24 protein-coding genes and 1 tRNA gene are annotated in these 26521 nt (G+C 41.0%); 18 read left to right on the top strand and 7 right to left on the bottom strand.

Annotation, left to right across the window (positions count from 1 at the left end):
- Positions 1 to 6 precede the first annotated feature (6 nt).
- The 6 genes from CQA63_RS03950 to CQA63_RS03925 all read left to right on the top strand — a co-directional run bounded on the left by CQA63_RS03950 (position 7) and on the right by CQA63_RS03925 (position 5985).
- Complete coding sequence (locus CQA63_RS03950) at positions 7 to 1131, top strand: 2-oxoglutarate synthase subunit alpha (protein WP_104699904.1); 1125 nt, start codon at positions 7 to 9, stop codon at positions 1129 to 1131.
- Position 1132: 1 nt separating this feature from the next.
- On the top strand, positions 1133 to 1972 hold the full coding sequence (locus CQA63_RS03945; RefSeq protein WP_104699905.1) for a 2-oxoglutarate ferredoxin oxidoreductase subunit beta: 840 nt from the start codon (positions 1133 to 1135) through the stop codon (positions 1970 to 1972).
- The gene (locus CQA63_RS03940) at positions 1969 to 2526 is read left to right on the top strand and encodes a 2-oxoglutarate:acceptor oxidoreductase subunit OorC (protein ID WP_199770691.1); all 558 of its coding nucleotides are present in this window, start codon (positions 1969 to 1971) and stop codon (positions 2524 to 2526) included. Before CQA63_RS03945 ends, CQA63_RS03940 begins: the two co-directional genes overlap by 4 nt.
- A 132-nt stretch (positions 2527 to 2658) precedes the next feature.
- Positions 2659 to 2967: an ATP-dependent Clp protease adaptor ClpS gene (locus CQA63_RS03935; protein ID WP_104699906.1), complete on the top strand. Its 309-nt coding sequence runs from the start codon at positions 2659 to 2661 to the stop codon at positions 2965 to 2967.
- Between the two features lie 14 nt (positions 2968 to 2981).
- Positions 2982 to 5240 (top strand): AAA family ATPase, encoded by a 2259-nt coding sequence (locus CQA63_RS03930; RefSeq protein WP_104699907.1) that lies wholly within the window; start codon positions 2982 to 2984, stop codon positions 5238 to 5240.
- Positions 5221 to 5985 carry a DUF815 domain-containing protein gene (locus CQA63_RS03925; RefSeq protein WP_104699908.1) on the top strand — a complete coding sequence of 255 codons (765 nt, stop codon included), beginning with the start codon at positions 5221 to 5223 and terminating at the stop codon, positions 5983 to 5985. Before CQA63_RS03930 ends, CQA63_RS03925 begins: the two co-directional genes overlap by 20 nt.
- A gap of 118 nt (positions 5986 to 6103) precedes the next feature.
- Here CQA63_RS03925 and CQA63_RS10365 read toward each other — a convergent pair whose 3' ends face one another.
- From CQA63_RS10365 to hisC, 7 genes are all read right to left on the bottom strand, one after another.
- Positions 6104 to 6238, bottom strand: coding sequence for a hypothetical protein (locus tag CQA63_RS10365; protein WP_280524188.1), 135 nt, complete (start codon positions 6236 to 6238; stop codon positions 6104 to 6106).
- 30 nt (positions 6239 to 6268) lie between these two features.
- Positions 6269 to 6353 (bottom strand) — tRNA-Leu (locus tag CQA63_RS03920).
- Between the two features lie 35 nt (positions 6354 to 6388).
- Positions 6389 to 8248 carry a 1-deoxy-D-xylulose-5-phosphate synthase gene (gene dxs, locus CQA63_RS03915; RefSeq protein ID WP_104699909.1) on the bottom strand — a complete coding sequence of 620 codons (1860 nt, stop codon included), beginning with the start codon at positions 8246 to 8248 and terminating at the stop codon, positions 6389 to 6391.
- 12 nt (positions 8249 to 8260) lie between these two features.
- Positions 8261 to 9076 (bottom strand): flagellar assembly protein FliH, encoded by an 816-nt coding sequence (fliH, locus tag CQA63_RS03910; protein ID WP_104699910.1) that lies wholly within the window; start codon positions 9074 to 9076, stop codon positions 8261 to 8263.
- Complete coding sequence (gene fliG, locus CQA63_RS03905) at positions 9063 to 10094, bottom strand: flagellar motor switch protein FliG (protein WP_104699911.1); 1032 nt, start codon at positions 10092 to 10094, stop codon at positions 9063 to 9065. Before fliG ends, fliH begins: the two co-directional genes overlap by 14 nt.
- Before the next feature lie 25 nt (positions 10095 to 10119).
- Positions 10120 to 11832, bottom strand: a complete 1713-nt coding sequence (gene fliF, locus CQA63_RS03900; protein WP_104699912.1) for a flagellar basal-body MS-ring/collar protein FliF — start codon at positions 11830 to 11832, stop codon at positions 10120 to 10122.
- Positions 11833 to 11840: 8 nt separating this feature from the next.
- Positions 11841 to 12962: a histidinol-phosphate transaminase gene (gene hisC / locus CQA63_RS03895; protein WP_104699913.1), complete on the bottom strand. Its 1122-nt coding sequence runs from the start codon at positions 12960 to 12962 to the stop codon at positions 11841 to 11843.
- Between the two features lie 443 nt (positions 12963 to 13405).
- On the opposite strand from hisC, the gene CQA63_RS03890 reads away from it, so the two are divergent.
- From CQA63_RS03890 to CQA63_RS03835, 12 genes are all read left to right on the top strand, one after another.
- Entirely contained in the window at positions 13406 to 14812 is a 1407-nt protein-coding gene (locus tag CQA63_RS03890; RefSeq protein ID WP_170128362.1) for a phosphomannomutase/phosphoglucomutase, read from the top strand.
- On the top strand, positions 14813 to 15829 hold the full coding sequence (pyrC, locus tag CQA63_RS03885) for a dihydroorotase (RefSeq protein ID WP_104699914.1): 1017 nt from the start codon (positions 14813 to 14815) through the stop codon (positions 15827 to 15829).
- A gap of 2 nt (positions 15830 to 15831) precedes the next feature.
- Positions 15832 to 16866: a glycosyltransferase gene (locus tag CQA63_RS10185; RefSeq protein WP_244916268.1), complete on the top strand. Its 1035-nt coding sequence runs from the start codon at positions 15832 to 15834 to the stop codon at positions 16864 to 16866.
- 32 nt (positions 16867 to 16898) lie between these two features.
- Positions 16899 to 17378 carry a hypothetical protein gene (locus CQA63_RS03875; RefSeq protein ID WP_104699916.1) on the top strand — a complete coding sequence of 160 codons (480 nt, stop codon included), beginning with the start codon at positions 16899 to 16901 and terminating at the stop codon, positions 17376 to 17378.
- Positions 17379 to 17400: 22 nt separating this feature from the next.
- Complete coding sequence (locus CQA63_RS10180; RefSeq protein ID WP_233706605.1) at positions 17401 to 17874, top strand: class I SAM-dependent methyltransferase; 474 nt, start codon at positions 17401 to 17403, stop codon at positions 17872 to 17874.
- Positions 17875 to 17938: 64 nt separating this feature from the next.
- The gene (locus tag CQA63_RS03865) at positions 17939 to 18889 is read left to right on the top strand and encodes a hypothetical protein (RefSeq protein ID WP_115511829.1); all 951 of its coding nucleotides are present in this window, start codon (positions 17939 to 17941) and stop codon (positions 18887 to 18889) included.
- A complete protein-coding gene (locus CQA63_RS03860; RefSeq protein WP_233706606.1) occupies positions 18886 to 19416 on the top strand; it encodes a glycosyltransferase family protein in 531 nt (176 codons plus the stop codon). Before CQA63_RS03865 ends, CQA63_RS03860 begins: the two co-directional genes overlap by 4 nt.
- Positions 19406 to 20455 (top strand): glycosyltransferase family 2 protein, encoded by a 1050-nt coding sequence (locus CQA63_RS03855; RefSeq protein ID WP_115511828.1) that lies wholly within the window; start codon positions 19406 to 19408, stop codon positions 20453 to 20455. Before CQA63_RS03860 ends, CQA63_RS03855 begins: the two co-directional genes overlap by 11 nt.
- Positions 20395 to 22392 carry a glycosyltransferase family 4 protein gene (locus tag CQA63_RS03850; protein WP_170128361.1) on the top strand — a complete coding sequence of 666 codons (1998 nt, stop codon included), beginning with the start codon at positions 20395 to 20397 and terminating at the stop codon, positions 22390 to 22392. Before CQA63_RS03855 ends, CQA63_RS03850 begins: the two co-directional genes overlap by 61 nt.
- Positions 22382 to 23374 (top strand): glycosyltransferase family 2 protein, encoded by a 993-nt coding sequence (locus CQA63_RS03845; RefSeq protein ID WP_104699920.1) that lies wholly within the window; start codon positions 22382 to 22384, stop codon positions 23372 to 23374. The genes CQA63_RS03850 and CQA63_RS03845 overlap by 11 nt, the downstream gene beginning before the upstream one ends.
- Positions 23375 to 23430: 56 nt before the next feature.
- Complete coding sequence (locus tag CQA63_RS03840; protein WP_115511827.1) at positions 23431 to 24246, top strand: glycosyltransferase family 2 protein; 816 nt, start codon at positions 23431 to 23433, stop codon at positions 24244 to 24246.
- Between the two features lie 150 nt (positions 24247 to 24396).
- Positions 24397 to 26521 (top strand): glycosyltransferase (locus tag CQA63_RS03835; RefSeq protein WP_115511826.1); only part of this gene is annotated, 2125 nt, incomplete at its 3' end.

Here is a 26521-nt window from a genome sequence, read left to right as displayed (position 1 = left end):
GAAAGTATGCGTGAGTTAATTACAGGAGGAAATGAGCTTGTCGCGTTAGCCGCGATAGAATCAGGTTGTCGGTTTTTTGGTGGATACCCCATTACGCCATCAAGTGAAATTGCCCATGAGATGAGCGTAGAGCTGCCCAAAATCGGAGGGAAATTTATTCAAATGGAGGATGAAATTAGCGGTATTGCCGTAGCCTTAGGAGCTTCTATGAGCGGCACAAAAGCGATGACAGCTACTTCTGGTCCGGGTATTTCACTAAAATCTGAACAAATTGGCTATGGCTTTATGGCAGAGATTCCGCTTGTCGTGGTTGATGTAATGCGTGGAGGACCTTCAACTGGCTTACCCACACGCGTATCACAAGGCGATATTAATCAAGCCAAATCACCAAGCCATGGTGATTTCTGCTCTATTGCAATCGCGGTAGGAAACCTCAAAGAAGCCTATACACAAACTATTCGTGCGTTTAATCTTGCAGAAAAATATATGACACCCGTATTTTTGCTTCTTGATGAAACCGTGGGACATATGCATGGTAAAGCCCTTATCCCCGATTTTGAAGAAATTAAGCCTACTATTTATAATCGCAGGGCATTTAGTGGCGACCCCAAAGATTACCAACCCTATGCCGTTCCACAAGATGAGCCCGCTATTTTAAATCCATTCTTCAAGGGTTATAAATACCACATTACAGGGCTTCATCATGCTGGAAGTGGATTCCCCACTGAAGATGAAAAACTCTCACAAAACCTAATCGATAGACTTTTTAACAAAATAGAATCTCATGTTGATGATATTGTAGAGTATGAAGAATACCAACTAGATGATGCACAAATTGTCATTATCGCCTATGGTTCTGTCTCACTTTCGGTGAAAGAAGCTATTGCAACTTTACGCAAAAATGGTATCAAAGTGGGCTTATTCCGCCCTATTACGCTATGGCCTAGCCCTGCAAAACAACTCAAAGCTCTTGCTCAAAAGTTTGATAAGATTCTAGTCATTGAACTCAATAAAGGGCAATACAAGCAAGAAATAGAGCGCATTATACAAAGAAATGTAACCTTTTTAGGTAAGGCAAATGGGCGCACTATCTCACCTACAGAAATCATTACAAAAATCAAGGAGTTCTAAGATGGCTTTTAATTACGAAGAATATTTACGAATGGATAAAATGCCAACACTTTGGTGCTGGGGTTGTGGTGATGGCGTGATTTTAAAAAGTGTTATACGTGCCATTGACTCACTGGGATGGAATATGAATGATGTGTGCATTGTAAGCGGTATAGGCTGCTCTGGGCGCTTTAGCTCGTATGTGAATTGCAACACCGTGCATACTACGCATGGAAGAACTATGGCTTATGCTACAGGCATTAAGCTTGCAAACCCCGATAAAAAGGTGGTTGTTATTTCAGGTGATGGCGATTCTATGGCGATTGGCGGCAATCACACTATTCATGCTTGCAGACGCAATATTGACTTAAACCTTGTGATGATTAATAACTTCATTTATGGGCTCACCAATTCACAAACCTCCCCCACTACGCCTAAGGAATTTTGGACGGTAACAGCCCAATATGGCAATATCGACCCCAACTTCGACCCATGCGAAGTAGCAAGTGCTGCGGGAGCGACGTTTGTCGCACGTGAGAGCGTGCTAACCCCCAAAAAACTTGAAAAGGTTTTGATGGAAGGCTTCACACATAAGGGATTTAGCTTCTTTGACATTCACAGCAACTGCCATATTAACTTAGGTCGTAAAAATAAAATGGGAGAAGCGACAACTATGCTTAAATGGATAGAATCTCGCCTTGTATCTAAAAATAAATTTGAAACACTCTCCCCCGAAGAACGGATAGGTAAATTCCCCACAGGTGTGCTCAAACATCAAACAGATAAAATCGAATACACAGAAGCTTATGATGGCGTGATTGCTAAGGCTCAAGCTAAAGCCAAAGGAGGAAGTGCGAAATGATGCATCAATTACGATTTACAGGTGTGGGCGGACAAGGCGTGCTTCTTGCAGGTGAGATTCTCGCCGAAGCACAAATTAAGGATAATGGCTATGGTGTAAAAGCTGCAACTTATACAAGTCAAGTGCGTGGAGGACCCACAAAGGTGGATATTCTACTCAGTGATGAGGAGATTCTCTATCCTTATGCCAATGAAGGCGAGATTGAATTTATGCTCTCCACTGCGCAAGTGAGCTATGACTCATTTAAAAGTGGTGTAAAAGAGGGGGGTGTGATTGTAGTTGAGCCAAACCTTGTGAAACCAAGCGAGGAAGACAAAAAGAAATTTCAAATCTATGAGATTCCCATTATCACCATTGCAAAAGAAGAGGTAGGCAATGTGGTTACTCAATCTGTAGTAGCCCTAGCCATTACAACTGCTTTCACTCAATGCGTAGATAGAGATTTGGTCTTCCAAACTATGATAGAAAAGGTCCCCGCTAAAGTCCAAGAGGCAAACAAAAAAGCCTTTGAGTTAGGTGAAAAATACGCCAAACTCGCAAAGGGGGAACAATAAGAGCCCTTTGCCAACTTCTTCCAAGCAAGCAATGATATACTTGCTTGGCTTGCTACACTTAACTCCCTCCTAAGCCTTATAATTGTAATTTTATGTTAGAATAACTTGTATTTTCAACACAAAAGGATTCATGTGGCACATACAGCATTTGAAACACATACTGACACATTTATAGATATAGAAGAGCCTAAACTCTACCGAGTATGCCTGCTCAATGATAGTTACACAAGTATGGACTTTGTTACTATGATACTCATGGAAGTATTTGACAAAGCAGCTGATGAAGCAGAAATGCTTACGCTTAAAATCCACAAAGAAGGCAAGGCGTATGTGGGAATTTATACCTATGATATTGCCGAGCTTAAAAGCCAAATTGTTACCCAAAGAGCAAAAGAGCACCAATACCCTCTACGTGTGATTACAGAAGAAATGCCTTCTTAATCTAAGGAGAATGAATGAATCAAATAGGACAGAATCTCACGCTTATTATTAGTGAATCAATCGATATAGCCCGAGAAATGCGTCATAATATCCTCACAATAGAGCATCTGTTTTTAGCCACATTAAACAACGCTCAAGGCATTTCAATCCTGCAAAAATGTGGGGGCAATATAGAAGAAATGCGCCGCATGACAAGCTCATATTTGCAAAAATTTATACCATTCTCACATGAGCTTAGCAAAAACCCAAGCCAAACCCCCGCCCTTGGGAGAATCCTCGAGTCAATGATGAGGCATGCTGAAAATAGCAATCGCAATAATGTAGATGTAGGCGATTTACTCGCTTCCATTATGGAAGAAACTCAAAGCTTTAGCACTCAAATTCTCAAATCTCAAGGCATTGATAGATTGAGTGTATTAGAAGTGATTACCCAGCAAGAGCAAGACCACCAAGATACGCAGCCAGATGTACTTCAGCCCGGGGAGAGCTATCTTGCAAAATATACGAAAAATCTCACTACCTTAGCCAAAGAGGGGAAAATCGACCCCGTGATAGGACGAGAAGAAGAAATTTGGCGCGTGAGTGAAATCTTATGCAGACGCAAAAAGAACAATCCCATTCTCGTAGGCGAGCCCGGCGTGGGTAAAACCGCCATAGCTGAGGGCTTAGCACTTGAAATTTGCCATAAAAAACTACCCAAAGCCCTCCATAATGCACAGGTTTTTGCCCTTGATGTGGGTTCTATGATTTCAGGGAGCAAGTATCGTGGCGATTTTGAAAAGCGCCTTAAAGGTGTAATCAAAGAAATCTCTCATATACCCCATAGCGTGCTTTTTATCGATGAAATCCATACCATTGTAGGTGCAGGGGCGACCTCTGGCTCAAACCTTGATGCCTCTAATCTCCTTAAGCCCGCTCTCGCAAATGGGAGCTTGCGTTGCATAGGAGCGACCACATTTAGCGAATTTAAAACGCATTTTGATAGAGATAAAGCCCTTGTACGCCGCTTTAGCAAAGTAGAAGTCAAAGAGCCTAGCATTGAGGATTGCTATAAAATCATAGAGGGCTTAGCTCCCATTTATGAATCCTATCATCACATTAAATACACTAAAAATGCCCTAAAAGCATGCGTGGATCTATCAGCGCGATATGTGAGTGATAAATTTCTCCCCGATAAAGCCATTGATTTACTTGATGAAGTTGGTGCTAATAGCAAAATATACCGCAAGCAAAATCACCCCACACCCACAATCACTATAAAAGATATAGAAAACATTTTGAGCAAAAGTGTGCATATCCCTAAAAGCTCTATGAGCAGAGATGAGGGCAAGGCATTGTCTAATCTCTCTGCTAAACTCAAAGAGCGCATATTCTCGCAAGATAAGGCTATTGATGAGCTAAGCAATGTGATTAAAACAAACAAAGCCGGACTAGGAGAGGGTAACAAACCCATTGGTAGCTTTGTATTTGCTGGTCCAAGTGGCGTTGGGAAAACTGAGCTCTCTAAAGAGCTCGCTCGGACTTTGGGCATTGGCTTTGTGAAGTTTGATATGAGCGAATATATGGAAGCACATTCTATCTCTCGCCTTATTGGTGCTCCTGCGGGGTATGTGGGCTTTGAGCAAGGGGGATTACTTGTAGATGCGATACGTAAAAACCCTTATTGCGTCCTTTTACTTGATGAGATTGAAAAAGCCCATGCTGATATTTACAATATCTTATTGCAGATACTTGATTATGCCTCCCTCACTGACAATGCAGGTAATAAGGCAGATTTTAAAAATGTCATTGTGATTATGACAAGTAATGCTGGCAGTAAAGAATCAAATACATTAGGCTTTAGGGCTGATACACAAGCTAAAAACAATACCGCTATAAAAACGCTCTTTTCGCCTGAATTACGTAGTCGCATTGATAGCATTATATATTTTAATCCTCTAGGACTAAAGGAATACACACTCATTGCACAAAAATATATTAATGATCTTGCAAGCTCCCTTGAAAAGCGACATATTCATTTAAGTATAGATACTAAAGCGCTCAAATACCTCGCCTCTCAAAGTATGGATAAAGCGCTTGGAGCTAGGGAGATTAAAAAGCTTGTTGATAGCCAAATTAAGCTCCCATTAAGTGATGAAATCCTTTTTGGTGCATTAAAAAAGGGGGGCAATGTGCGAATCACATTTGCTAAAACCCCCACTCCACAAATCAAACTCCTCTGTGATAGCGCACATAAGGCTAAAGTCAAAAAAAATGCTACCCACGCTCTTTAGTTTCTCATGGGAAGAAACCCTTGCTTGTGTCTATCGCCCTCCCCTTAAAGGTTTAGGCGGCTACTTTAAGCCCATTTCTGACTTTCATAGGCATACGCCTCTATTTGGCTTAGATAAAGAAATCTCCTCTCTCACGCATAATACCCAAAGCTTTATGCAAGGCTGCAAGGCTTCCCACGCCTTACTCTGGGGTGCTAGAGGCTGTGGTAAAAGCTCATGCCTTCAGCACACACTCAGCGCTCTCCTTTCCCCAAATGCACCCTTGCGCGTGATTGAGCTTAATAAGCAATCCCTTGATATTATGCCTATTTTGCAAGACTGCATTAGGGAATTGCCCTATAAATTTATCATTATTTGTGATGATTTATCCTTTGAGCAAAATGAGCAAAGCTACAAATCCCTTAAAAGCATACTTGATGGCTCCTTTGAAAATAAGGCTACAAATATCTTGCTTTACACAACTTCAAACTATCGCCACCTCATTTGGGAATCTTACCCCCAAGACACCCTTCACCTAAATGATGCCCAAGATGAAATACTCTCCCTAAGTGATAGATTTGGGCTTGTGCTAGGATTCTATACATTCTCTCGCACACAATACTTAGAGCTCCTCCAATCACTTCTGCAAAAACCACTTGATGAAAACCTGCGAAACAAAGCCTTGCAATTTAGCGCATTAAAGGGCTCTACCAACCCTCGTATAGCCCATGAATTCTGCACGTTGTATCAAAACAAGATTCTCTAAAAATATCTCTTTAAAATCACTAGCAAAACTAGCACTTTGTCGCCTCTAGTGCAAAGTGGCACATAGCAACCCGAAGAATCACTAAATGAGTTACTCGCCATTCCAATACTTTGTCATTCTAAACCCTCATAGAAGACGAAGAATCTCTGTGGGCTTTCTGTAATTCGGGTAGAAATTCTTTAGATTCTTTTTCTACAAACATTAAGAAGAGTAAGACTAAATAAAGTAATGGAGTCCCTTTTACAATACGCATAATAAAATAAAGGAAGAGTTTGAAGAAGTGTGGTGCGGGAAAGAGGACTTGAACCTCCACGCCTTGCGGCGCCAGATCCTAAGTCTGGTGCGTCTGCCAATTTCGCCATTCCCGCGTGGAATGTGATTGTACTGATTTAATCTTTAAAATCTACTTAGAATCTACCCATTGCACGATAGCACTAGCCATTGCCTGCGGAGCTAAGCCTAAGGCAGATTCTATAGCAGAGCTAGCCCCATGTGTAATAAACTCATCTTGTATTTCAAAGCTCTTAAGGGCTACATTTGTGATATTGTGCTCCGCCATAAACTCCAAAATCGCACTGCCCACGCCACCCATATAATAGCTATCACTCATCACGCATACATACTCATGCTCCGCAAAGAGCTGCCCTAGCATTGCTGTATCTAAGGGTTTAACAAAGCGCAAATCAAGCAAGCTTGGCTTAAAGCCTAGAGCTAGAAGCTCCTCATACACTCCATAAGCCCTACCAACGCCATTACCATAGCCTATAAGAAGGAGATTCTCTCCCTTTTTGAGTAATTCCGCCCTCCCAAGCACAAACTCACTCGCAGGGAAGATTCCATCTTCAAGCACAAATTTACCACGTGGGTAGCGAAACGCGCAAGGAGAGCTATTATGATGATAGGCAAAATCTACTGCCTTTTGCAAAGTGGCATTATCTCGCGGGGCAAAAATCACCATATGAGGTATAGGGCGCAAATACGCAATATCAAAGAGCCCTTGATGTGTCTCGCCATCTTCACCTACAATCCCCGCCCTATCGATACAAAATCGCACAGGCAAGCTCAAAATCCCCACATCATGGATAATTTGGTCATACGCACGTTGCAAAAATGTAGAATATATGGCTACAAATGGCTTAAAGCCCTCTTTTGCCATAGCTGCCATTGAAGTAACAGCATGTGCTTCACAAATAGCCACATCGATAAATCTCTGTGGTGCTTTTGCTATGAGTTTATTTAAGCCCGTACCACTAGGCATAGCAGCCGTTACACCCACAACCTTTTCATCATCTAAATACGCACTCAAACTCTGGGCAAACACATCTGTAGGCGATACAAGAGTGCTCTTTTTTAATGTAGAGCCTGTAGCTATATCAAAAGGCGATACCCCATGCCACTGCTCAAAATGCCCTTCTGCAATCTCATAGCCCTTGCCCTTGAGTGTTTGTGCGTGGATAATCACCGGTTTATTCATATCTTTAGCTTTTTGCAAGGTTGTAAGAATAAGCTCCATATTATGCCCATCAATGGGTCCTACATAATCTAGCCCCAATTCTTCAAACAAAATCCCGGGGGTAATTAATTTAAGCGATTCTTCAAAACGTTTTGCAAGATAAGTCGCAGAATCAGGCATTTTTGTTAATATTTTTTTAATGCTATCGCGCATTTTTTGATATAAAGGTGTGGTGAAAATCTGTGAGAGATAATTACTAATAGCCCCGATAGGCTTAGCAATGCTCATTTCATTATCATTTAAGATAATCACCATAGGATATTTTTTATCCCCTAGTTCATTAAGTGCCTCATATATGAGCCCCGCACTCATTGAGCCATCACCTATCATTACTACAGGCATTCCTAATTTAGCCCCCAATGCCCTAGCTCTCCCAACTCCCACAGCAAGCGAGATAGAAGTAGAGCTATGCCCGGCGATAAAATAATCACTTTGAGATTCCCTAGGATTGCAAAATCCGCTTAGCCCTCCAAATTGCCTCAATGTGCTAAATGCCTCCCACCTGCCCGTTAGGAGCTTATGGGCATAAGCTTGATGAGAAACATCAAAGATAAAGGGGTGAGTTTTCACATCAAAAATAGCATGCATACCCACAATCAAATCCACAGCCCCAAGTGTCGAGCTTAAATGCCCGCCATTTGTGCTCACCACCTCTAAGATTCTCCCGCGAATCTGAGTAGCTAGCTCTTTAAGCTGCTCTATGGAAAGCGTGTGTATTTGACTAAAGTTATGAGATATTTCACAAGTCATTGAAGCCTCACATTAATCACGCATATTTTCAAGCACGGATTGTTTGAGATTCTTATAGCGCGACATAATGGTGCCATCAATATTCCCGCTATCGCTTATTATCACTACCCCTCCAAGTGATACCGCACCATCAGAGATAATCTCCACTTTGGTATTCTCCTCTAATTGCTCTTTTAAAAATAAATAATCATTGGGATTGACTTTAATTTTAACATTTGTCGCTTCCATAATGGAGGCAAGTAGCTCTTTTGTAAGATTAAGGGCGATATTTTGAGAATTTTGACTTACTTCACTCACAATCACTTCTTTAGCAATATCCACTGAAATCGCACTTAACTCCTTTTCTAAATCTTCTAAATGCTTTTGAGAACCTTTAAGGGTATTCTCAAGTGTAATAACAGAATCTACAAGTGCCTTTTTTTGGGCATTAATTTGCTCAGAAAAATCTGCCTTTAGCTTCTCTTGCCCTTCTCTATAGCCATCTTTATAGCCCTCATCTCTAGCACTTGCCACCCGCTGCTCACTCTCCACTTGCAACTTCTCAAACTGAATCTGCAGTTTCGCAAGAGAGCTAGAGAGCTCATCGGTTTTTTGCAATAATCGCTCGACTAGCTCTTGCTCTAAACTTGCGATCTTTTGGAGTTGATCAGACATCGCATTTTGATCATTTTGCACATTTTCGGGCGTAACTGCCTGCATATAACCATTTGGGTTATCCTTACTTATTTCTATCATTTCTGAAGTAATGGATTTAAACTCATATTTTTTGATATTATGATTTTTAAGCCTATCTTGCCCGATAATATTTTCTTGATTAAGCAATGACATCGTCTTGCTCTCCTAATTGAATTAAGCCTTGCTCTGATAAAGTTTGCACCACTTCTACGACCTTTCTTTGCGCATTTTCTACATCACGTACTTTCACCGCACCTAAAAACTGCATTTCTTCCATAAACTGCTCACTCGCACGTTGAGACATATTCCCCATAAATTTCTGCTTCAATTCATCAGGAGCAGTTTTAAGCGCAAGAGTCAAATCTTTTTTATCTGCAATTTTTAGAATCTCCCTAATGGCATTATTATCAAGTTTAGAAATATCTTCAAACGTAAACATCATCTCTTTAATTTCTATAGCTAATTGCTCATCAATCTGCTCAATATGGGCGATCGTAGCCTTTGCTGCCTTTTGCCCTAGTCGGTTAAAGATTTCTGCCACAGAGCGCGTACCACCCACTTCAACCTTGTAGCTTGTGAGTGATTCAAGCTTATTTTCCAGCACAGCACTTACGCGCTTAACCACACTGGGTGAAATATCCCCAAGATTTGCCATACGAATAGCCACCTCCGCACGCAAATCATCGGAAAAATACCCCAAAGTCTCTGCTGCCCCACTTGCGTCCATATGTGCCAAAATAAGCGCAATGGTTTGAGGATGCTCATTAATAATAAAATCTGCTAACTGCTGCGGACGAATCTTAGAGAGATAAGCAAAGTTCTTTTGAGACTGCATAGTTTTGGCAAGCTTGTCTAAAATCGCCTTTGCTGCCTCTGGTCCTAATGCTTTAATCAACAAATCTCTTGCATAATCCATACCGCCTGAATTAATGTATTGATTGGATTGAAAAATGACATAAAATTCTTCTAAAACAGCAGCCCCAATAGTCTTATCTGTCCCGCCTAGTTGCGCTATCTGCTTACTCACTTCAGTAATAGCATCAATATCAAGATGGTGGAAAATCTCTGAAGTAATCTCATCACCTAATTGCACAAGCAAAATGGCGATTTTCTCTGCCATTGATAGCTCATCATATTGAGCCCTCTGACGCGGACTTAGTGTAATTGCCATTTTTACTCCTTATATCTTTATAGTGCTATTTATGCCCAATACCCTCAGTAATGTCAAGCTCATCTCTAATAAGCGTTTGGAAAAGTGCTCCAATCTCTTGAGGACGCTCTGCAATAACAGCACGCATTTTTTCTAATAAAACCTCATATTTTATATTATCCTCATCAAGGCTTGAGCTAATGCCAAGCTGGTCTTCCACACGTTTGCGCAATTCGCTAAATTTATTGGTGTCATCTTCAATATCATCAATTTGCATAAGTGATTCTATATCACTATCTTCCTCTTCTTGTGTTTCAAGCATACGTTCTGCAAAAGGTGCGACGATTTTCTTATAGAAAATAAAGATAATCACCGCTACGATGACATATTTCAATAATGGCATAAATGGGCTTAAATACCGCTCCACTTTGTCTGAGAATGTCTCCCAAGAATCTTTAGGGCGGTAATCAAGCTGGGTGCTTCTAAAGGGCATATTAATCACCTCTACCTGATCGCCACGTGCCTCATTATACCCAATAGCCTTTTTTACACCTTCTAAAAATTTATTCATATCCTCCTCTGAGCGCGGAGAATACTCCAAATGCGGCTGCCCATCTTCACCTATGACTTCTTTATATATGCCATCAATCATCACAGAAGCACTCACGCGCTTTAATACCCCATAATGCTCATCAATATTGCTTACTTTCTTGCCAATTTCATTATTGATAACAACCTCGCTCTCTTTCTCCCACTCCATCATTTCATCATCTTTAAGCCCTTGCACAGGACCTATATTACTTACCACACCGGGTACACCGCCAATTTGAGGCGGACGAAAGCCTTTGCGCTCTTTTTCATATTCTCTTGTCCCTCGTACAACGGGATTTTGGTCAAACTCCTCTTGAGTGGATTTACGCACGCTAAAGTCATAATCCATCGTTACTTGAGCCTGCACGCCATCGCCCACACTAGGTTGCAAAAATTTAATAATCTTTGCCTCCATAGCATGCTCTGCATTTTGCTGGAATTTCCTTTGAAATGCCGCCTGTCTCGCGCGCGCACCCTGCTGTGCTACTTCATTATCCTCTCCTAATAGCTCACCATCTTGATTAATAATTTTCACCGCTTCAGGGGTAAGCCTCTCTACCGCAGCGGCTACAAGATATTTAATCCCTATAACCTGCTCGGGAGAGAGAAACATATTATCACGCACACTTAGCTTTACCGAAGCAGAAGGCGGATGCCCCCCTTGCACAAAAAGGGATTCTTTAGGCATAGATATATTCACAATAGCCTTATCTATGGGGTTTAAACTCTCAATAGTCCTTGCAAGCTCATTTTGCTTGGCTATAAGGTATTTCATATCTTGCGTGAAAGGCGTTTCTCCCACATTATTTTCAAGTAAAATATCAAAACCTACATTCTTGCTTGTCTTTGGTAAGCCCAGCGAACCCATACTAATGCGTTGCTCATACACCTTATCTTTTGGCACAAGGATAATATTATCTTGTGGAATCTTGTAGGGTATTTTGTCTTGCTGGAGCTTTTGGAGGATTGAAGCACTATCTTCTGGGCTAAGATTGCTAAAAAGCACTTCATAATTCTCATACTCATCTTTTGTCTCCACGCGAAACAAAATTAAATAAGTCAAAAAGCTAATAAGCACAACAAAAGTCGTAAGTATGATGATACGTTGACGTTTGTTGAGTTTATTAAGAATCTTTGTAACTTGATTTAAAAACTGCTGCAAATCCACGCCAACCCCTAATTACTGAGTCCTAAATATGTTTGTATCAACTCAAATACACGTGTATTTTGCGAAGGTGTGCCAATAGTAATACGCAGGGCATTTAGCCCATAAGAGGCAAGATTACGTACAATCAACCCGCGAGCTAAAAGCCATTGAGCTAAATGCGTAGATTCTATCCTTGGAGAAGAGAGTGTAATAAAATTAGCATAAGAGGGGATAAAAGCTAGGGCATTATCCCTTGCCATTGCCTCATAACGTAGCATTTCAGAGGCATTGCTTTGGATACATTGCTCTATAAATGCACTATCTTCTAAGCTCACAAGGGCTGCTTGCAGGCTTAATGTGCTTACATTAAAGGGCGGGCGCACTTTATAAAGCATAGCAATAATGCCCTTACTTGCAATCCCATACCCCACACGCATACCGCCTAATCCATATACCTTTGAAAATGTCCCTAAATAAATCACATTCTCAAACTTTTTAATCAAATCTGCTGGATTAAATGCCTTCTTTTTATCTTTAAAGGCGGCATATTCTTGATATGCCCCATCAATAATGACCAATGTATCCCTATCAAGCTTTTTTATAAACTCCTCCACATCTTGGGTATCTAAGCATTCTCCCAAAGGATTATTAGGCACGCATAAAAACACCGCACTTACGCGTTTATAATCTTTCTCTCCCCTGTTTGCATTATAAAGTGAAAGAAACTCATCTAAATTATGCCCATCACTTGGAGTTTTGCAAATCTCCACACCTGCAAGCCTTGCATAAACCTCATACATAGCAAAAGTAGTCTTTGCCATAATCACTCGCGCATTCTTGTGCTCTAATGCCTGCATGCAAAATTCAAGTATTTGATCACTCCCCGCACCAATAATAATCTCCTCACTTCTTACATTAAAGCGCGAAGCAAGGGCATTTTTAAGCTCATACATCGAATCATCGGGGTATAAATATGCTTTATGGGCGCTCTCCTGCAAGGATTGAATCACTTTTGGGGAGCTCCCGTATGGATTCTCATTACTTCCAAGCTTAATTACATCTTCTTGCTTTATGCCATATTCACGCATAACAAGCTCAATAGGCTTACCCGCCTCATAAGTTACAACCTGCTCTAATGCCTTTCTAAACACCAATTTTTCCTTGAGAGAATTTATAGAATAAATATAACTTTGTGTGTAAGAAATGATTCTATCTTAAAAGTCTTAAAGATTTTCTAAAGTGCCAACTCTATAGAAAAGCTCTTCATAGAATAACTTGCCCTTATACATTGCTTGCAAACATAAGCTCACGGGGATTCTTCACACCCTAGCGATGGTTTGTGATACCAATCTTAACTACCCGTAACGAAAGTTCTTTTGTCATATCTAAAGCCCTCATTGCAGAGGGCGAAGAATTCACAAAAAATTCACTAGAAAATCCCAATTAGTTTGTCGCCTCTTGCAGGGCTTTAGGCACGAAGAGTCTCTACCCAAATCACTAGAATCTGCCCATTTAAAGCCTTAAAGCCTCTAAGCCAAACTTGCAGAAAATTTGCTACAATACAAGCCAAACAATCCACACACTAAGGCAATATATGCAGATACAACATATCTTCCGTGAATATGATATTCGGGGTATTTTTGAGCAAGATTTAACCCATGAAGTCGTTTTTGGCATTGGGCAGGCATTGGGGGAGTATATTACATCAAACAATCTCCCTCCGTATGTGCATATCGGCTATGATGCACGCACACACTCACCTACACTTTTTACATGGCTATCACAAGGCTTTATATCTGCAGGGGTTGGTGTATATAATCTTGGGCTTATCCCCACGCCTATAGCCTATTTTGCTACCTTTAACAGCATAGATTCTATCACTTGCCCAAATTCTGTGATGATTACAGGCTCGCATAATCCACCCCAATATAATGGCTTTAAAATCACTTGCAACCGCGCGCCCTTTTTTGGAGAGCAAATCCGCACATTAGGGGAGCAACTCACTGCTCGCATTCATACCCTCACTCCGCCCAAATCCCAGCATATTCAAACGCAACCATTAAAGGCAAAAGAAGCCTATATCGCTTATTTAAGTGAGCATTTTGCCGCGCTTAAAGACTTCCCCTATCCTATTGTGTATGATTGCGGTAATGGCGTGGGAGGCGTAGGCATAGAGCAGATTTTAAAGAATCTTAATATCCAATACACACCACTTTTTTTTGAACCAGATGGCACGTTCCCTAATCACCACCCTGACCCAAGCGAAGAGAAAAACCTCCTCCAGCTTAAAGAATGCATGAGGGCTAAACATATCCCCATAGGCATTGCCTTTGATGGCGATGCAGATAGACTAGCCCTACTGACAAGTAATCACCACTACAAAGGCGATGAGTTAGCCATTTTATTTGCACAAGATATGAAAGCGCATTTTCTCACCCCCATTGTCATTGGCGAAGTGAAATGCTCATCTGTAATGTATGATGAGATTAATAAAATTGGTAAAGCCATTATGTATAAAACAGGGCATAGCAATCTCAAAACAAAGCTAAAAGAGCTCAATGCGCATTTGGGGGCAGAAATGAGCGGACATCTCTTTTTTAATGATAGATATTTTGGCTATGATGATGCGATTTATGCCTCTTTTAGGGCTTTAGAGCTTTTCTTAACTCACACCCCAGAAGCTTTAGAATCTACCATAAATGCCCTCCCTAAACTCTATAGCACAGATGAAGAGAAAATCCCCACCACAGAGGCAGAGAAGTTTAAGCTTATCTCCAAGCTAAAATCCGCACTCCAACACCCGCCCAAAGACTTCCCCGAGCTAAAAGAAATTATCGATATTGATGGCTTGCGCGTGTGTTTTAAACATGGTTGGGGATTAATAAGGGCAAGTAATACCACGCCCGTGCTTGTTACGCGCTTTGAAGCTACAAGCAAGGAGTATTGCGAGCTTTATAAAAAGGCTCTTTTAGCACTCTTGCAAGCACAAAAGGATATATAAATGTCTGAATCTATCACCCTTTTAAACCCCTTAGATATGCACTTGCATTTGCGAGAAGCAGAGATGTTAGCATCTGTGCTTCCCTTTAGTGCTACTCCATTTAGTGCGGGGGTAGTTATGCCTAATCTTAAAACGCCTATTACCACAACAGAGCTAGCCCTCTCATATAAAGAGCAAATCTTGCGCTTAAGCCAAGGCACATTTGAGCCTATTATGAGCATTTATCTCACGCCAAGCCTCAATAAAGAGGAGCTCTTGCTTGCAAAAAAGGCGGGTATTAAGATATTAAAGCTCTACCCCAAAGGTGCTACCACAGGAAGTGAGAATGGGGTAAAGGATATACTTTGTGATAAAACCTTGCATATCTTTGAGCTAGCCCAAGACTTAGGCTTTATCCTCTCCATACATGGGGAAAGTAATGGCTTTTGTATGGAGAGAGAATATGAGTTTTTACCCATTTTTGCCTCTATCGCAGAGATGTTCCCACGTTTAAAGGTGATTATTGAGCATATGAGCGATAGACGTTCGCTTGACTTGATTGAAAAGTATGATAACCTCTATGGCACGCTTACTTTGCACCATATCACGCTTAGTCTTGATGACCTCTGCGGAGGTATGCTTAAACCTCATCTCTTCTGCAAACCCATGCTAAAGACCAAAAAAGACCAGCAAGCCCTACTCCAAGCCGCACTCAAAGCACATAAAAAGCTTAGCTTTGGCTCAGATAGCGCGCCTCATACAGAGAGCGCTAAGCTTAGCGGGGCTGCGGGGATATTCTCTAGCCCTATTTTGCTCCCCTCATTAGTAGCACTTTTTGAATCTCACAATGCCTTAGAGTATGTGCAGAGCTTTATTAGCCAAAATGCACAAGCAATCTATGGGCTTAAAGACTTCCCGCAAAAGTCCATTACCCTTAAGAGAGTCCCCTACAATGTGCCTGAATATATTGATACCCCTTTAGGCAAGCTTATACCCCTCCTAGCAGGTGATAGCTTACCTTGGCGCATTCAAGGATAATTATGCAAGATAATACCTCTCACAATGCCCCCCTACCTAACAATACCTTTCCCCCTGTAAGCATTGTTACTATTGTCTATAATGACTTAGCGCATATCAAGGCGACAATGGATTCTATAATCTCCCAAGATTACCCCTTTATTGAATATATCATTATTGATGGCGCAAGTAGTGATGGCACAAAAGAGTTTATCCTCTCTTATATACAAGAGCTAGCTCATATCACCCTTAGACTTGAGATTACACCCCAAAGCCTAGAATCTCCTCTGCAAAGCTCTCTAGATTGCAATAGGCAAGATTTTTCATTGCAAGATTCGCCCACGCAAGATTCGCCCTTGCCGCCAAATCTTATGAATAAAAGCGGGCTTTATATCCAAGCTACGCATAAAACCCTGCCCAACTTTTCTTTTAAATTCTTAAGCCAAAGTGATAGCGGGATTTATGACGCGATGAATAAAGGCATAGACCTAAGCACTGCCCCATGGTGCAATTTTATGAATTGTGGAGATAGATTCTATGCAAGTAATAGCATAAAAGCCCTTTTTGAGGGCTTTTTATTAAGGCATGGGGGGGGGGATAGGATTGGAGTTATCTATGGTGATACGCATATCATCTATGATAGCACCCACTCTAAAATCCTCTATGCTAAGGCTACCTCGCATAAATACCACCACCATTTCATTCATCAATCTGCCTTTATTTCATCACTTTTGCTCAAAACCTTGCATTATGATACATCTTTTAAAATCGCGGGCGATACGGACTTTTTCACCAAAGCATACAACACGACAAATTTAGGCTTTGCCTATATCCCCTTAGTTGTCTCAAGCTTTACTATCGCTGGGGTAAGCTCGCGGCTCTCTTGGCAGATGTTTAAAGAAGACTGCATAATCGGCTATAAATATAACTACCTCTTCCCGCTGTATTTAAGTCTAAAATATGGCTTTTATATCATTCCACGCGTATGTATCCGTAATCTCATACCAAAGCCTTTGCGCAATAAAGCTAGAATAAGCCTTAGTGCTAAAAGAAGCTAATATGGCTAAACCACCACACACAAGGAGTTTTTATGTATCTTAACCAAAACCAGCCAAAAACCCTCAAAGACAAATTACGTAAAATCTATCGCAAGATTCAGAGTATTTTTGCTCAAATAGACTTCGTGCCAAGCGGGCATTTCTACTCTCCTATCGCTAATAGTAAGGAGATAGAAGAGGGCATTGCAAAGCGCAAATTTGACCCCGCACTTTTATATGGCATAGATTTAAATCTCAAAGCCCAACTCTCGCTCTTAGAGCACTTCTCAAAGCTCTATGCGCTTTTACCCTTTAGCGAGGAGAAATCCCCCAACCTGCGCTATTACTTCAATAACCCCGCATATTGCCATAGCGATGGAATCTGCCTTTTTTCTATGCTTTTATATGCTAAACCCAAATCCATTATTGAAGTGGGCTCGGGCTTTAGCTCAGCACTTATACATGATGTCAATGAGCGCTTCTTTGGGGCAGATTCTACACAAAGAGATGTATTAATGGGGGGGGGGGCATAACACAAACTTCTGTGCAAACCCTATGCACATAACCCATATAGAGCCCTACCCAGCGCTTTTACAAAGCCTCCTTAAAAAGCAAGACCTCACCTCACCCAACACCACGCTTTTGCCTAAGCGATTGCAAGATGTGCCTTTAGAGCTCTTTTTACATTTAGAGGCGAATGATATTTTATTTATTGATTCTACCCATATTAGCAAAATTAATTCCGATGTAAATATGATTTTCTTTGAGATTCTCCCCAATCTCAAAAGCGGTGTGTATGTGCATTTCCACGATATTTTCTATCCTTTTAGCTACCCAAACTCTTGGCTTAGAGATAAAAACTCATGGAATGAAACCTATCTTTTAAGGGCGTTTTTAAGCTTTAATAGCGCCTTTGAAATAGTGTTTTTCAACACCTGCTTAAATTACCTCTACCCTAAAGAATTTGCCCAAGCCCTGCCTCTAAGCCAGAAAAACACAGGGGGGAGCATTTGGCTAAGAAAGCTCTAAGAGTGACTTAAAGACCATTTAACGCCTCATGCTATAATCGCTTCAAACTCAAAGGGGAGGTAGCATGAGAGAGAAAACACATACAAAGAACATATCTTACCCCTCTTGTGATTCTAAGCAAAAAGCGAGTGAAGCATCTCTCACCTCCTATATTCACAAGCCTTGTGAAAAATCCCTATTAGATTTCCTAACAACTCCGTTAGGTTATCACGTCTTAGGAGCACGAAGTAGAGGCGAAGAATCTCTGCAAAATCCACACACAACTCAACTCCTTTGTCATTCTGAGGGCTTTATGCCCGAAGAATCTCTTTTAGATTTACTAACGACTCTGTTAGTTTGTCATTCTGAGGGAGGGCAGAGCCCGACCGAAGAATCTCTTAACGAATCACTAGTCACCCACAGAGATTCTTCACCCTCTACGAGGGTTCAGAATGACAATGAATCCAACCCGCAAGACAAAATTACCTCACAAGGGAAGTTAGTTTGTCATCACGAGCCTCCAATAAAGGGCAAAGAATCGCTTTTAAAAACACTAAAAGGCACGACTAGTGATTCTTTAAGAGATTCTTCGGTCGTTTCCACTCCCGCTAGAGCTGACAAACTTAGCTACCCGCAAGGGAAATTATTTTGTCATTCTGAGCTTTCGCAAGAAAGCGAAGAATCTCTCTTATCTACTAAAGACTCCTTAAACGAATCACTAGAAAGCCCGCAGAGATTCTTCGGGGCTGAAGCCCAAAGACATGACAATGAATCCAACCCGCAAGACAAAATTACCTTGCAAAGGAAGTTAGCTTGTCATTCTGAGCGAAGCGAAGAATCTCTAAAGGAATCACTAGTCGCCCACAGAGATTCTTCGGCTTTTACAAAGCCTCAGAATGACAAACTAACAGCATTTACTCGTAATCCAAAAAGCAATGCTTCGGCTTTGCTAAGACATAACAACTTAACAAAGTCGCTAGTAAATCAAATAGCATTTCTCCACTCCATACCCAATTTCCTAGAGGTGAGAATATGACTGACACACAACAAACAACAAAAAACAATCCCTTATCTTTTATAAAAAGCCACAGCTCTATTCAACACCCACATTCCACCCAAAATATAGGTGCAATCTATGGCGATACCTTGCTTCACATCAGCCCCAAACACAGCAAAAGAGTGCAAGTAAAGACAAATCCCGCCTACCGCATGCCCTTTTGTCATCAAAGTGTATTTGTCAAAACCGCTCTTTTAAAGCAGCACCATTTTGATACAAGCTTTAAAATCTGTGCAGACAATGCGTTCTTTACCAGCATTTACAAAGCAGGTGTGCGCTTTTGCTATATAGATAGCATTGTAAGCATATATGACGCCCATGGGCTTAGCTCTAAGCCCAGTCTCACTTACCTTAAAGAAGAGCTAAGGATTATTGCTAAAGTCAATACATACTATGCCCTGCCCTTTTTATGTAAATACCTTTTTATGCTCCTTAAATTTGGCATTAAATGCCTTTTGCCTCAAACCTTAGCCTATAAGATTCAGAGTGTGTATAATGCCAAATAAAGTGCTCGTCTCTATCATTATCCCTGTGTATAATGTCCGCCCTTATCTCTCACGTGCATTAGAATCTTGCATAAACCAAACCATAAAGGAAATCGAAATACTCATTATTGATGATTGCGGCAATGATGGAGCTATAGAGATAGCTAAAGCCTATGCAAAAGTTGATGAGCGCATACACATTATCCATAATGAACGCAATCTTGGGACATTTGGGGCGCGCATAAGCGGGGTTAAGTATGCAAAGGGCTTATATATTTGCTATTTAGATGCAGATGATTATTTAGAGCAAGATACCTGCAAGTTGGCATTAAATGCACTAACTCAAAGCCTTAATAACCCTAGCAGCACTTCTCTAAATAACCACGTTATAGAAAAAAGCCTACCTGATATAGTGTTTTTTGGTATGCGCTTTGAGCCTAAAAGCTTTAAACGTATGGCTCCTCCGGTGATATGCGAGCCTTTATACCAAGAGGAGATACTCTATAGAGTTTTCGCCCATTGTGCCACACCTCCGTGGCACATATGTGCGAAGCTTTATAAAGCTTCGCACATGGTGGCTGTGTGCGAGTTGATCGTGGCACATATGGGCGAAAATGTACGCCTAAGTATGGCAGAAGATGCACTCCAAAGCTTCTGGCTCTGCGCGTTAGCGCAAAAAAGCATAGGCATTAAAGACAAACTTTATGTATATTGCGCAAGTAATGTCTCTATCACGCGTAAAATTGACCAACACACAAGAGATAAAAAAATCGCAGATATTTCACGCGTGATTGATGAGATAGTAAATCTCAAAGAAGTGCCTATATTAAGGGCGAACCCCGCCTTTAAAGACGCCCAAACACACACCATAAATATCCTAAAAAGCGTGCGGGTATTAGAGCATCGCTATGATGGGCTATTAAGCAACGGGGGGGGGGGCATAAGATGTTTAAGCCTCTATCTTGCCTCATGCTTTGGCTCTCTTGCCTTTCATCGCAAGTGGCAAACTTATGTAAGAATCGCCCTTGCACTCCTCACCTTAGGGAAAATAAAAATCTAACCCCCTTTTATTATGCTAAACATTGCATATATGCTTTATTTAAATCGCTAGATAATCCCACCCCTTGTTATTCCAAGCATTGTAAAGAAACTTCGCCCGAATTACCAGCAACTCCGTTAGTTTGTCATTCTGAGCGAAGCGAAGAAACTCTTCACAAAGCCACTAGACAATCCCAATCCTTTTGTCATTCTGAGGGAGGGCAACGCCCGACCGAAGAATCTCTACCCGAGTCACTAGTCGCCAAGAGAGATTCTTCGGTCGTTTCACTCCCTCAGAATGACAAACTAATAGCATTTACTAGTAATTCCGGCAGCAATTCTTCGCTTCGCACTAGATATGACAAGCTAACAACTTTTACTCGTAATCCAAAAAACAATTCTCCAGTCATTTATGCTCCCGCTAGAGCTGACAATTTAAAAGAGACTCTAGTCATTCAAGGTGGAGATTTTTTAAGCTCACGCCCCCACTCTAGAGGCGACAAAATTACTACCCACACAGGAGTATTAAATCCTCATCATAAACAAAATGAAGAATCGCAAACCCCCAGCCCTCAAGCAAAAAGACTAAAACTCTTGCACCTTGCCTCAGATTGCGTGCAAGGGGGAGCGGAGCGCGTATTTGCTAACACCATAGCCCAAAGCCTTCCATACTATGATGTCTATGTAGCAAGCTGTGATACACCAAAAGACCTACCAAAGGGCATAAAGGCTTTTATCAAGCTTGATGATTGGGGAGATTACCCTAAATATAAAGGCGCACTCAAATATATTTTCAACCTCAAAAACTACTTTGCACTTAAAGCCTTTTTATTTACCCATAAGCCAGATATTATCCATACGCAAAATTATCTCTCCCGCCTTAGCCCTAGCGTGCTTTATGCGCTAAAAGCTTACCAACGCAAGATAGGCAATGTAAAGCTTATTTACACCCAACATGGCTTTGGCTCTTGTGCCAATGGTGGGCTATATAACTATGCTAAAGGCAAAATTTGTGAATCTTGCATAGGCAGCACGAAATTTGCCATAGCGTGGCGTAACTGCGATAGACGCGGTAGAATCTACTCCCTCCTCAAAGCCGCGCGCAGTGTGTTTTACCAAAGTTTTTTACTGAATGAAAAAACACTCTTTTCTTGCATTATTTGTGTAGGGCAATTCCAATACCAAAAACACCTCCAAGACAACTACCCTAAAGAAAAGTTAAGGATTCTCCCTAACCCCATTGATTTGCGCTTTTTTAACCCGCATGTGAGTGTAAAAGATAAACAAGATGTGATTGTTTTTTATGGGCGATTAAGCCCAGAAAAGAATGTCCCCTTGCTTATTTGCGCCTTTGCTAAGCTCATAGCACTACCAAAATTTAGTCATTATAAGCTGCTTTTAATAGGAGAGGGAGATGATAAGCTTCATTGTATGCAGCTAGCCCAAGCGCTTCTATCCGCTAATCAAGTAGAATTTTTAGATTATCAAAGCCCAGGGCATTTAAGGCAAATCCTTAAAATAGCTAAAATCTCTGCCCTGCCCTCACTTTTGTATGAAACCTTTGGGCTTACTATTGTGGAATCACTCCTAGCCGGGGCGATCCCGCTTGCCTCAGCACATGGAGCACTGCAAGAGAGTATAGAGCGCTTTGGCGGGAAGAGCTTTCGGTATTATGAAAATTGGGATTTAAATGTTATATCACTTCAAAGCGCACTTTTAGATATTTTAGAGCATTTTGAATCCTATTTCTACCCCATATTAAGCCAAGCTAAAGCCCTATCAATGCAGGAAAATGCCTATATACAAGGGCTTATAGAGATATATAACGGGGGGGGGGGCATAAGATGTCTTCTTAAGTTTGCGCATTTTTATGTGCTTATTTTAAACATTTTTATTCAAAAATACATATATTTCCGCTTCTTTTACCCACATTGTTTAAGGCAAGCATATGCTGCCTAAAGTCTCTATCATTATCCCTGTGTATAAGGCACAAGACTTTTTAAAGCGCGCACTCAATTCTTGCATACATCAAAGTTTGAAAGAAATTGAAATACTCATTATTGATGATTGCGGAGGGGATAACTCACTCCACATTGCCAAAACATTTGCCACTAATGATAGGCGTATCACAATCATTGAAAATCCCAAAAACTTAGGGACATTCCACACAAGGAAAAGGGGCATAACTCAAGCAAGCTCGCAGTATTGTATGTTTTTAGACCCTGATGATTATCTCCATACCAATGCCTGTGAAATAGCATATAAGGCTATAGTAAAGCATAATGTTGATGTTGTGCATTTTGGTATGAGCTATATGCCTAAAACCTTCAAACGCATTAAGCCTATCGTGCATAAAGGCAGGCTAGAGGGAGAGAGAATGCGCTATTTTTTAAGCGCTAGAAATAACACCCAAAGCCTGTGTGATAAAATCTATAAAAGACAACATCTCCTCCAAGCCCTCTCTATGCTCTCTTTTATGCCTCCGCCATTAAATATGCTTGAAGATGGCTTATTGGTGCTCGTAGCAAGCTTTGAATCTCAAAGCTACTTTGGGATAAACCAAGATTTGTATTATTATTACACCAATATACATTCTATTACTAAAGATAAGAGCATAGCAAGATTTGCACAAAAGCAAAGCCATTTAGATAAGCTTTTAAGTGTAACTTCCCATCTCCGCACCCTTTACCCCGCTCATGCAAAGCTTATTGAGAAATACCAGCATAAAATCGCTAGTACTTTAATGATAGAGAGTAGAGATTTTAGCAGCTTTGAGCTCTATAGCTCATTGCAACTTCTCCATAAGCATGGTTTCAATAAAACTTGTGATTTCTCGCCCTATCTTAAATCCACCATCCTCTCACTTTGCTATGCTTTTCGGTGGCAAAACTGCGTACGTGGGCTTATATTTATCTGTAGCTTTGGGCTTGTGCGCTTATAGTCTATTAAGCAATTTTTCCTATAATCGTGCGTAAAATCACTTCCCAAGGCACACAAATGCAGCACTACGCTAAACCTAGAATCTCGCTTATCACTACAGCCTTTAATGCTGAAAAGACCATAGCGCAAACTTTAGATTCTGTGCTTTTGCAGGATTATTTGGACTTTGAGCATATTATTATTGATGCAAAAAGCAGTGATGAAACGCTCCAAATTATAGAATCTTACCGCCCACTTTATGTAAAAAAGGGCATTAAACTCCTCCTTATAAGTCAAAAAGATAAGGGCATTTATGATGGTATGAATAAAGGCTTAGCACACGCACAAGGCGAGATTATAGGCTTTTTAAATGCTGATGACTTCTTTGCTTGTGGGGATATTTTAGCCTTTGTGGCATGGGGATTTGATAGACCAGATAATATAGAGGCTATTTATGCAAATATTATATATATAAATGCCAAAGACAAGCCCCTAAGGGAGCTTAAAGGTAAGCCTTTTAGCAAGCTCTCCTTTCTCTGTGGATACCATCCCCCACACCCGAGCTTTTATGTCAAAAGGCATATCTATGAGCAATATGGAAACTTTAATCTTGCCTTTGACATTGCCGCGGATTATGAGCTTATGCTGCGATTTTTATATAAACACACACTAAGGAGCTTTTATATTGATAAGTGTTTTGTAAAAATGCGCACCGGGGGTGCCTCAAACCTTAATCTTAAAAATATCTTAAAGGCTAATATCCAATGCGCTAAGGCATGGAGAGTGAATCATCTAAGTATATTCCCTGTGTTTATCGCATTTAAGGTATTAAGAAAGCTTAAAGACAAATGCACTATGCTCTTTACAAATAGCAGTGGGGGGGGGGGCATATAAAGGTCTAATCTACTCTCCCTCCATCAACACTCATTATTTTTATAATCTTACTCTTGCTTTTTTTAAACAAACCGCTTTTGCCCCTCTTGTGCTTTTGGCTTATCTTCTCTCTTACATAGCTCAAGGTAAAACTATGGCTAAGGCTATAGTATGAAAAGACGCAAGTTCTATCTCCTTGGGGCATGTGATGTGCCTAATCCTAGTAGCATAAGCAAAGCTCAAATTGATATATGGGAAAAAGCAGGGATTGTGCATTATTTAGGGCAGGTTGAAGATGTGCGAGAGTTTATCGCCTCTGCTTGCTGTGTGGTGCTCCCTAGCTTTTATAAAGAGGGCGTGCCTCGCTCTTTATTAGAGGCTATGGCTATGGGAAAACCTATCATTACTACCAATATAGCTGGAGCAAGAGAATGCGTAGCCCCACCGCTTAAAGCCTATAAAAACCTCCTTGTGGGGCAAAATGGCATACTTATCCCTCCAAAGGATACCCAAAGTCTCACAAATGCTATTTGCCTCTTAACAAAGGCACGTATAAGAGAAATGGGCAAAAGAGGCAGAATCTACGCACTCAAGCACTTTCATATCAAGCACACTATCACCCAATATATACAAGCTATCCAAGAATGCACCCTCCCAGCCCCTTATTGTGAGCATAAAGAATCTTCCTTAGAATCACCAAAGACTCCGTTAGTTTATCATTCTGAGCATTGTGAAGAAACTCAGCCCGAATTACTAGCGACTCCGTTACTTTGTCATCACGAGCGTAGCGAAGAATCTCTACCCGAGTCACTAGTCGCTAAGAGAGATTCTTCGGTCGTTTCACTCCCTCAGAATGACAAAATAACAACATTTACTAGAAATCCAAAAAGCAATGCTTCACAGAAAACCCACAGAGATTCTTCACCCCTTGCAGGGGTTCAGAATGACAATGAGTCCAATCCGCAAGACAAAATTACCTTGCAAAGGAAGTTAGTTTGTCATTCTGAGCTTTCGCAAGAAAGCGAAGAATCTCTCTTATCTACTAAAGACTCCTTAAAGGAATCGCTAGAAAATCTGCCACTTTGTCATCACGAGCCCTCAATAAAGGGCGAAGAATTGCTTTCAAAAACACCAAAAAGCACGACTAGTGACTCGGACAGAGATTCTTCGGGCTTTACAAGCCCTCAGAATGACAACGGGATAGAATCTGCTAGAAATCCAAGTAGCAATTCTTCGCTTCGCACTAGATATGACAAGCTAACAACTTTTACTCGTAATCCAAAAAGCAATTCTTCAGTCGTTTATGCTCCCGCTAGAGCTGACAATAACCCCACACATACCACATTTAATCACTCTCAAGAAAATTCAAATTCCCACTCCAAGCATTATGAGAAATCTTTACAAATTTGTAAGCCCACTATAGCCTTTGTAAGTAACACCGCCCAAGCGATGTACAACTTCCGCTTGCAAGTACTCCGCGCCCTCTCAAAGGACTTTCATATCGCTATTATCGCCCCTTTTGATGAGAGTAAAGAAAAGCTACAAAAAGAGGGATTTTCTATCTATCATCTCCCCCTTAATGCGCGCTCGCTTAACCCCTTTAAAGATATGCGCACGCTTTATAGTCTCCATAAACTCCTAAACACACTCCAGCCTAAACTTGTTTTTAACTACACGATTAAACCTGCCATCTATAGCTCTTGGCTTTGCAATCTTAAGGGCATTACAAATATTACTCTTATCACGGGGCTAGGCTATGTGTTTATCGAAGGTAGTTGGAGAAAAGCCCTCTTGCGTGCCATCGTATGCTCTATGTATAAGCACGCCCTTAAAGGTACAAAAAAGGTGTGGTTTCTAAATAATGATGATATGGGCGAATTTTTAAACCGCAAGCTCATTACCCAAGAGCAGGCATTTTTACTCCATAGTGAGGGGGTGGATTGTGATTACTTCTCCCCAAGAGAGCGCCCCAAAGTTAAAGAAAGTAAAATCCAGCAAAATAAAATCAAGGAAGATGAGGAATTTGCGTTTTTGCTTATCGCGCGTATGTTATGGGATAAGGGCGTGGGTGAGTTTGTAGAAGCGGCGAGAATCTTGCAGCAAGAAGCAATGGGGGGGGGGCATAAGAAAAGATTAAGATTCTATCTCCTTGGGGCATGTGATGTGCCTAATCCTAGTAGCATAAGCAAAGCTCAAATTGATATATGGGAAAAAGCAGGGATTGTGCATTATTTAGGGCAGGTTGAAGATGTGCGAGAGTTTATCGCCTCTGCTTGCTGTGTGGTGCTCCCTAGCT

Origin of the sequence: Helicobacter marmotae (assembly GCF_003364255.1) — a bacterium.
Taxonomy (GTDB): Bacteria; Campylobacterota; Campylobacteria; order Campylobacterales; family Helicobacteraceae; genus Helicobacter_C; species Helicobacter_C marmotae.
Note: the sequence above shows the minus strand (reverse complement) of the source record. Positions and strands in the feature narration are given on the sequence as shown.

Bases quoted from the DNA above. Each gene is read 5' to 3' on its own strand.
- CQA63_RS03950 (WP_104699904.1), top strand. From the start codon at position 7: ATGCGTGAGTTAATTACAGGAGGAAATGAGCTTGTCGCGTTAGCCGCG.
- CQA63_RS03945 (WP_104699905.1), top strand. From the start codon at position 1,133: ATGGCTTTTAATTACGAAGAATATTTACGAATGGATAAAATGCCAACA.
- CQA63_RS03940 (WP_199770691.1), top strand. From the start codon at position 1,969: ATGATGCATCAATTACGATTTACAGGTGTGGGCGGACAAGGCGTGCTT.
- CQA63_RS03930 (WP_104699907.1), top strand. From the start codon at position 2,982: ATGAATCAAATAGGACAGAATCTCACGCTTATTATTAGTGAATCAATC.
- CQA63_RS03925 (WP_104699908.1), top strand. From the start codon at position 5,221: ATGCTACCCACGCTCTTTAGTTTCTCATGGGAAGAAACCCTTGCTTGT.
- CQA63_RS10365 (WP_280524188.1), bottom strand. From the start codon at position 6,238: ATGCGTATTGTAAAAGGGACTCCATTACTTTATTTAGTCTTACTCTTC.
- dxs (WP_104699909.1), bottom strand. From the start codon at position 8,248: ATGACTTGTGAAATATCTCATAACTTTAGTCAAATACACACGCTTTCC.
- fliH (WP_104699910.1), bottom strand. From the start codon at position 9,076: ATGTCATTGCTTAATCAAGAAAATATTATCGGGCAAGATAGGCTTAAA.
- fliG (WP_104699911.1), bottom strand. From the start codon at position 10,094: ATGGCAATTACACTAAGTCCGCGTCAGAGGGCTCAATATGATGAGCTA.
- CQA63_RS03890 (WP_170128362.1), top strand. From the start codon at position 13,406: ATGCAGATACAACATATCTTCCGTGAATATGATATTCGGGGTATTTTT.
- pyrC (WP_104699914.1), top strand. From the start codon at position 14,813: ATGTCTGAATCTATCACCCTTTTAAACCCCTTAGATATGCACTTGCAT.
- CQA63_RS10185 (WP_244916268.1), top strand. From the start codon at position 15,832: ATGCAAGATAATACCTCTCACAATGCCCCCCTACCTAACAATACCTTT.
- CQA63_RS03875 (WP_104699916.1), top strand. From the start codon at position 16,899: ATGTATCTTAACCAAAACCAGCCAAAAACCCTCAAAGACAAATTACGT.
- CQA63_RS10180 (WP_233706605.1), top strand. From the start codon at position 17,401: ATGCACATAACCCATATAGAGCCCTACCCAGCGCTTTTACAAAGCCTC.
- CQA63_RS03865 (WP_115511829.1), top strand. From the start codon at position 17,939: ATGAGAGAGAAAACACATACAAAGAACATATCTTACCCCTCTTGTGAT.
- CQA63_RS03860 (WP_233706606.1), top strand. From the start codon at position 18,886: ATGACTGACACACAACAAACAACAAAAAACAATCCCTTATCTTTTATA.
- CQA63_RS03855 (WP_115511828.1), top strand. From the start codon at position 19,406: ATGCCAAATAAAGTGCTCGTCTCTATCATTATCCCTGTGTATAATGTC.
- CQA63_RS03845 (WP_104699920.1), top strand. From the start codon at position 22,382: ATGCTGCCTAAAGTCTCTATCATTATCCCTGTGTATAAGGCACAAGAC.
- CQA63_RS03840 (WP_115511827.1), top strand. From the start codon at position 23,431: ATGCAGCACTACGCTAAACCTAGAATCTCGCTTATCACTACAGCCTTT.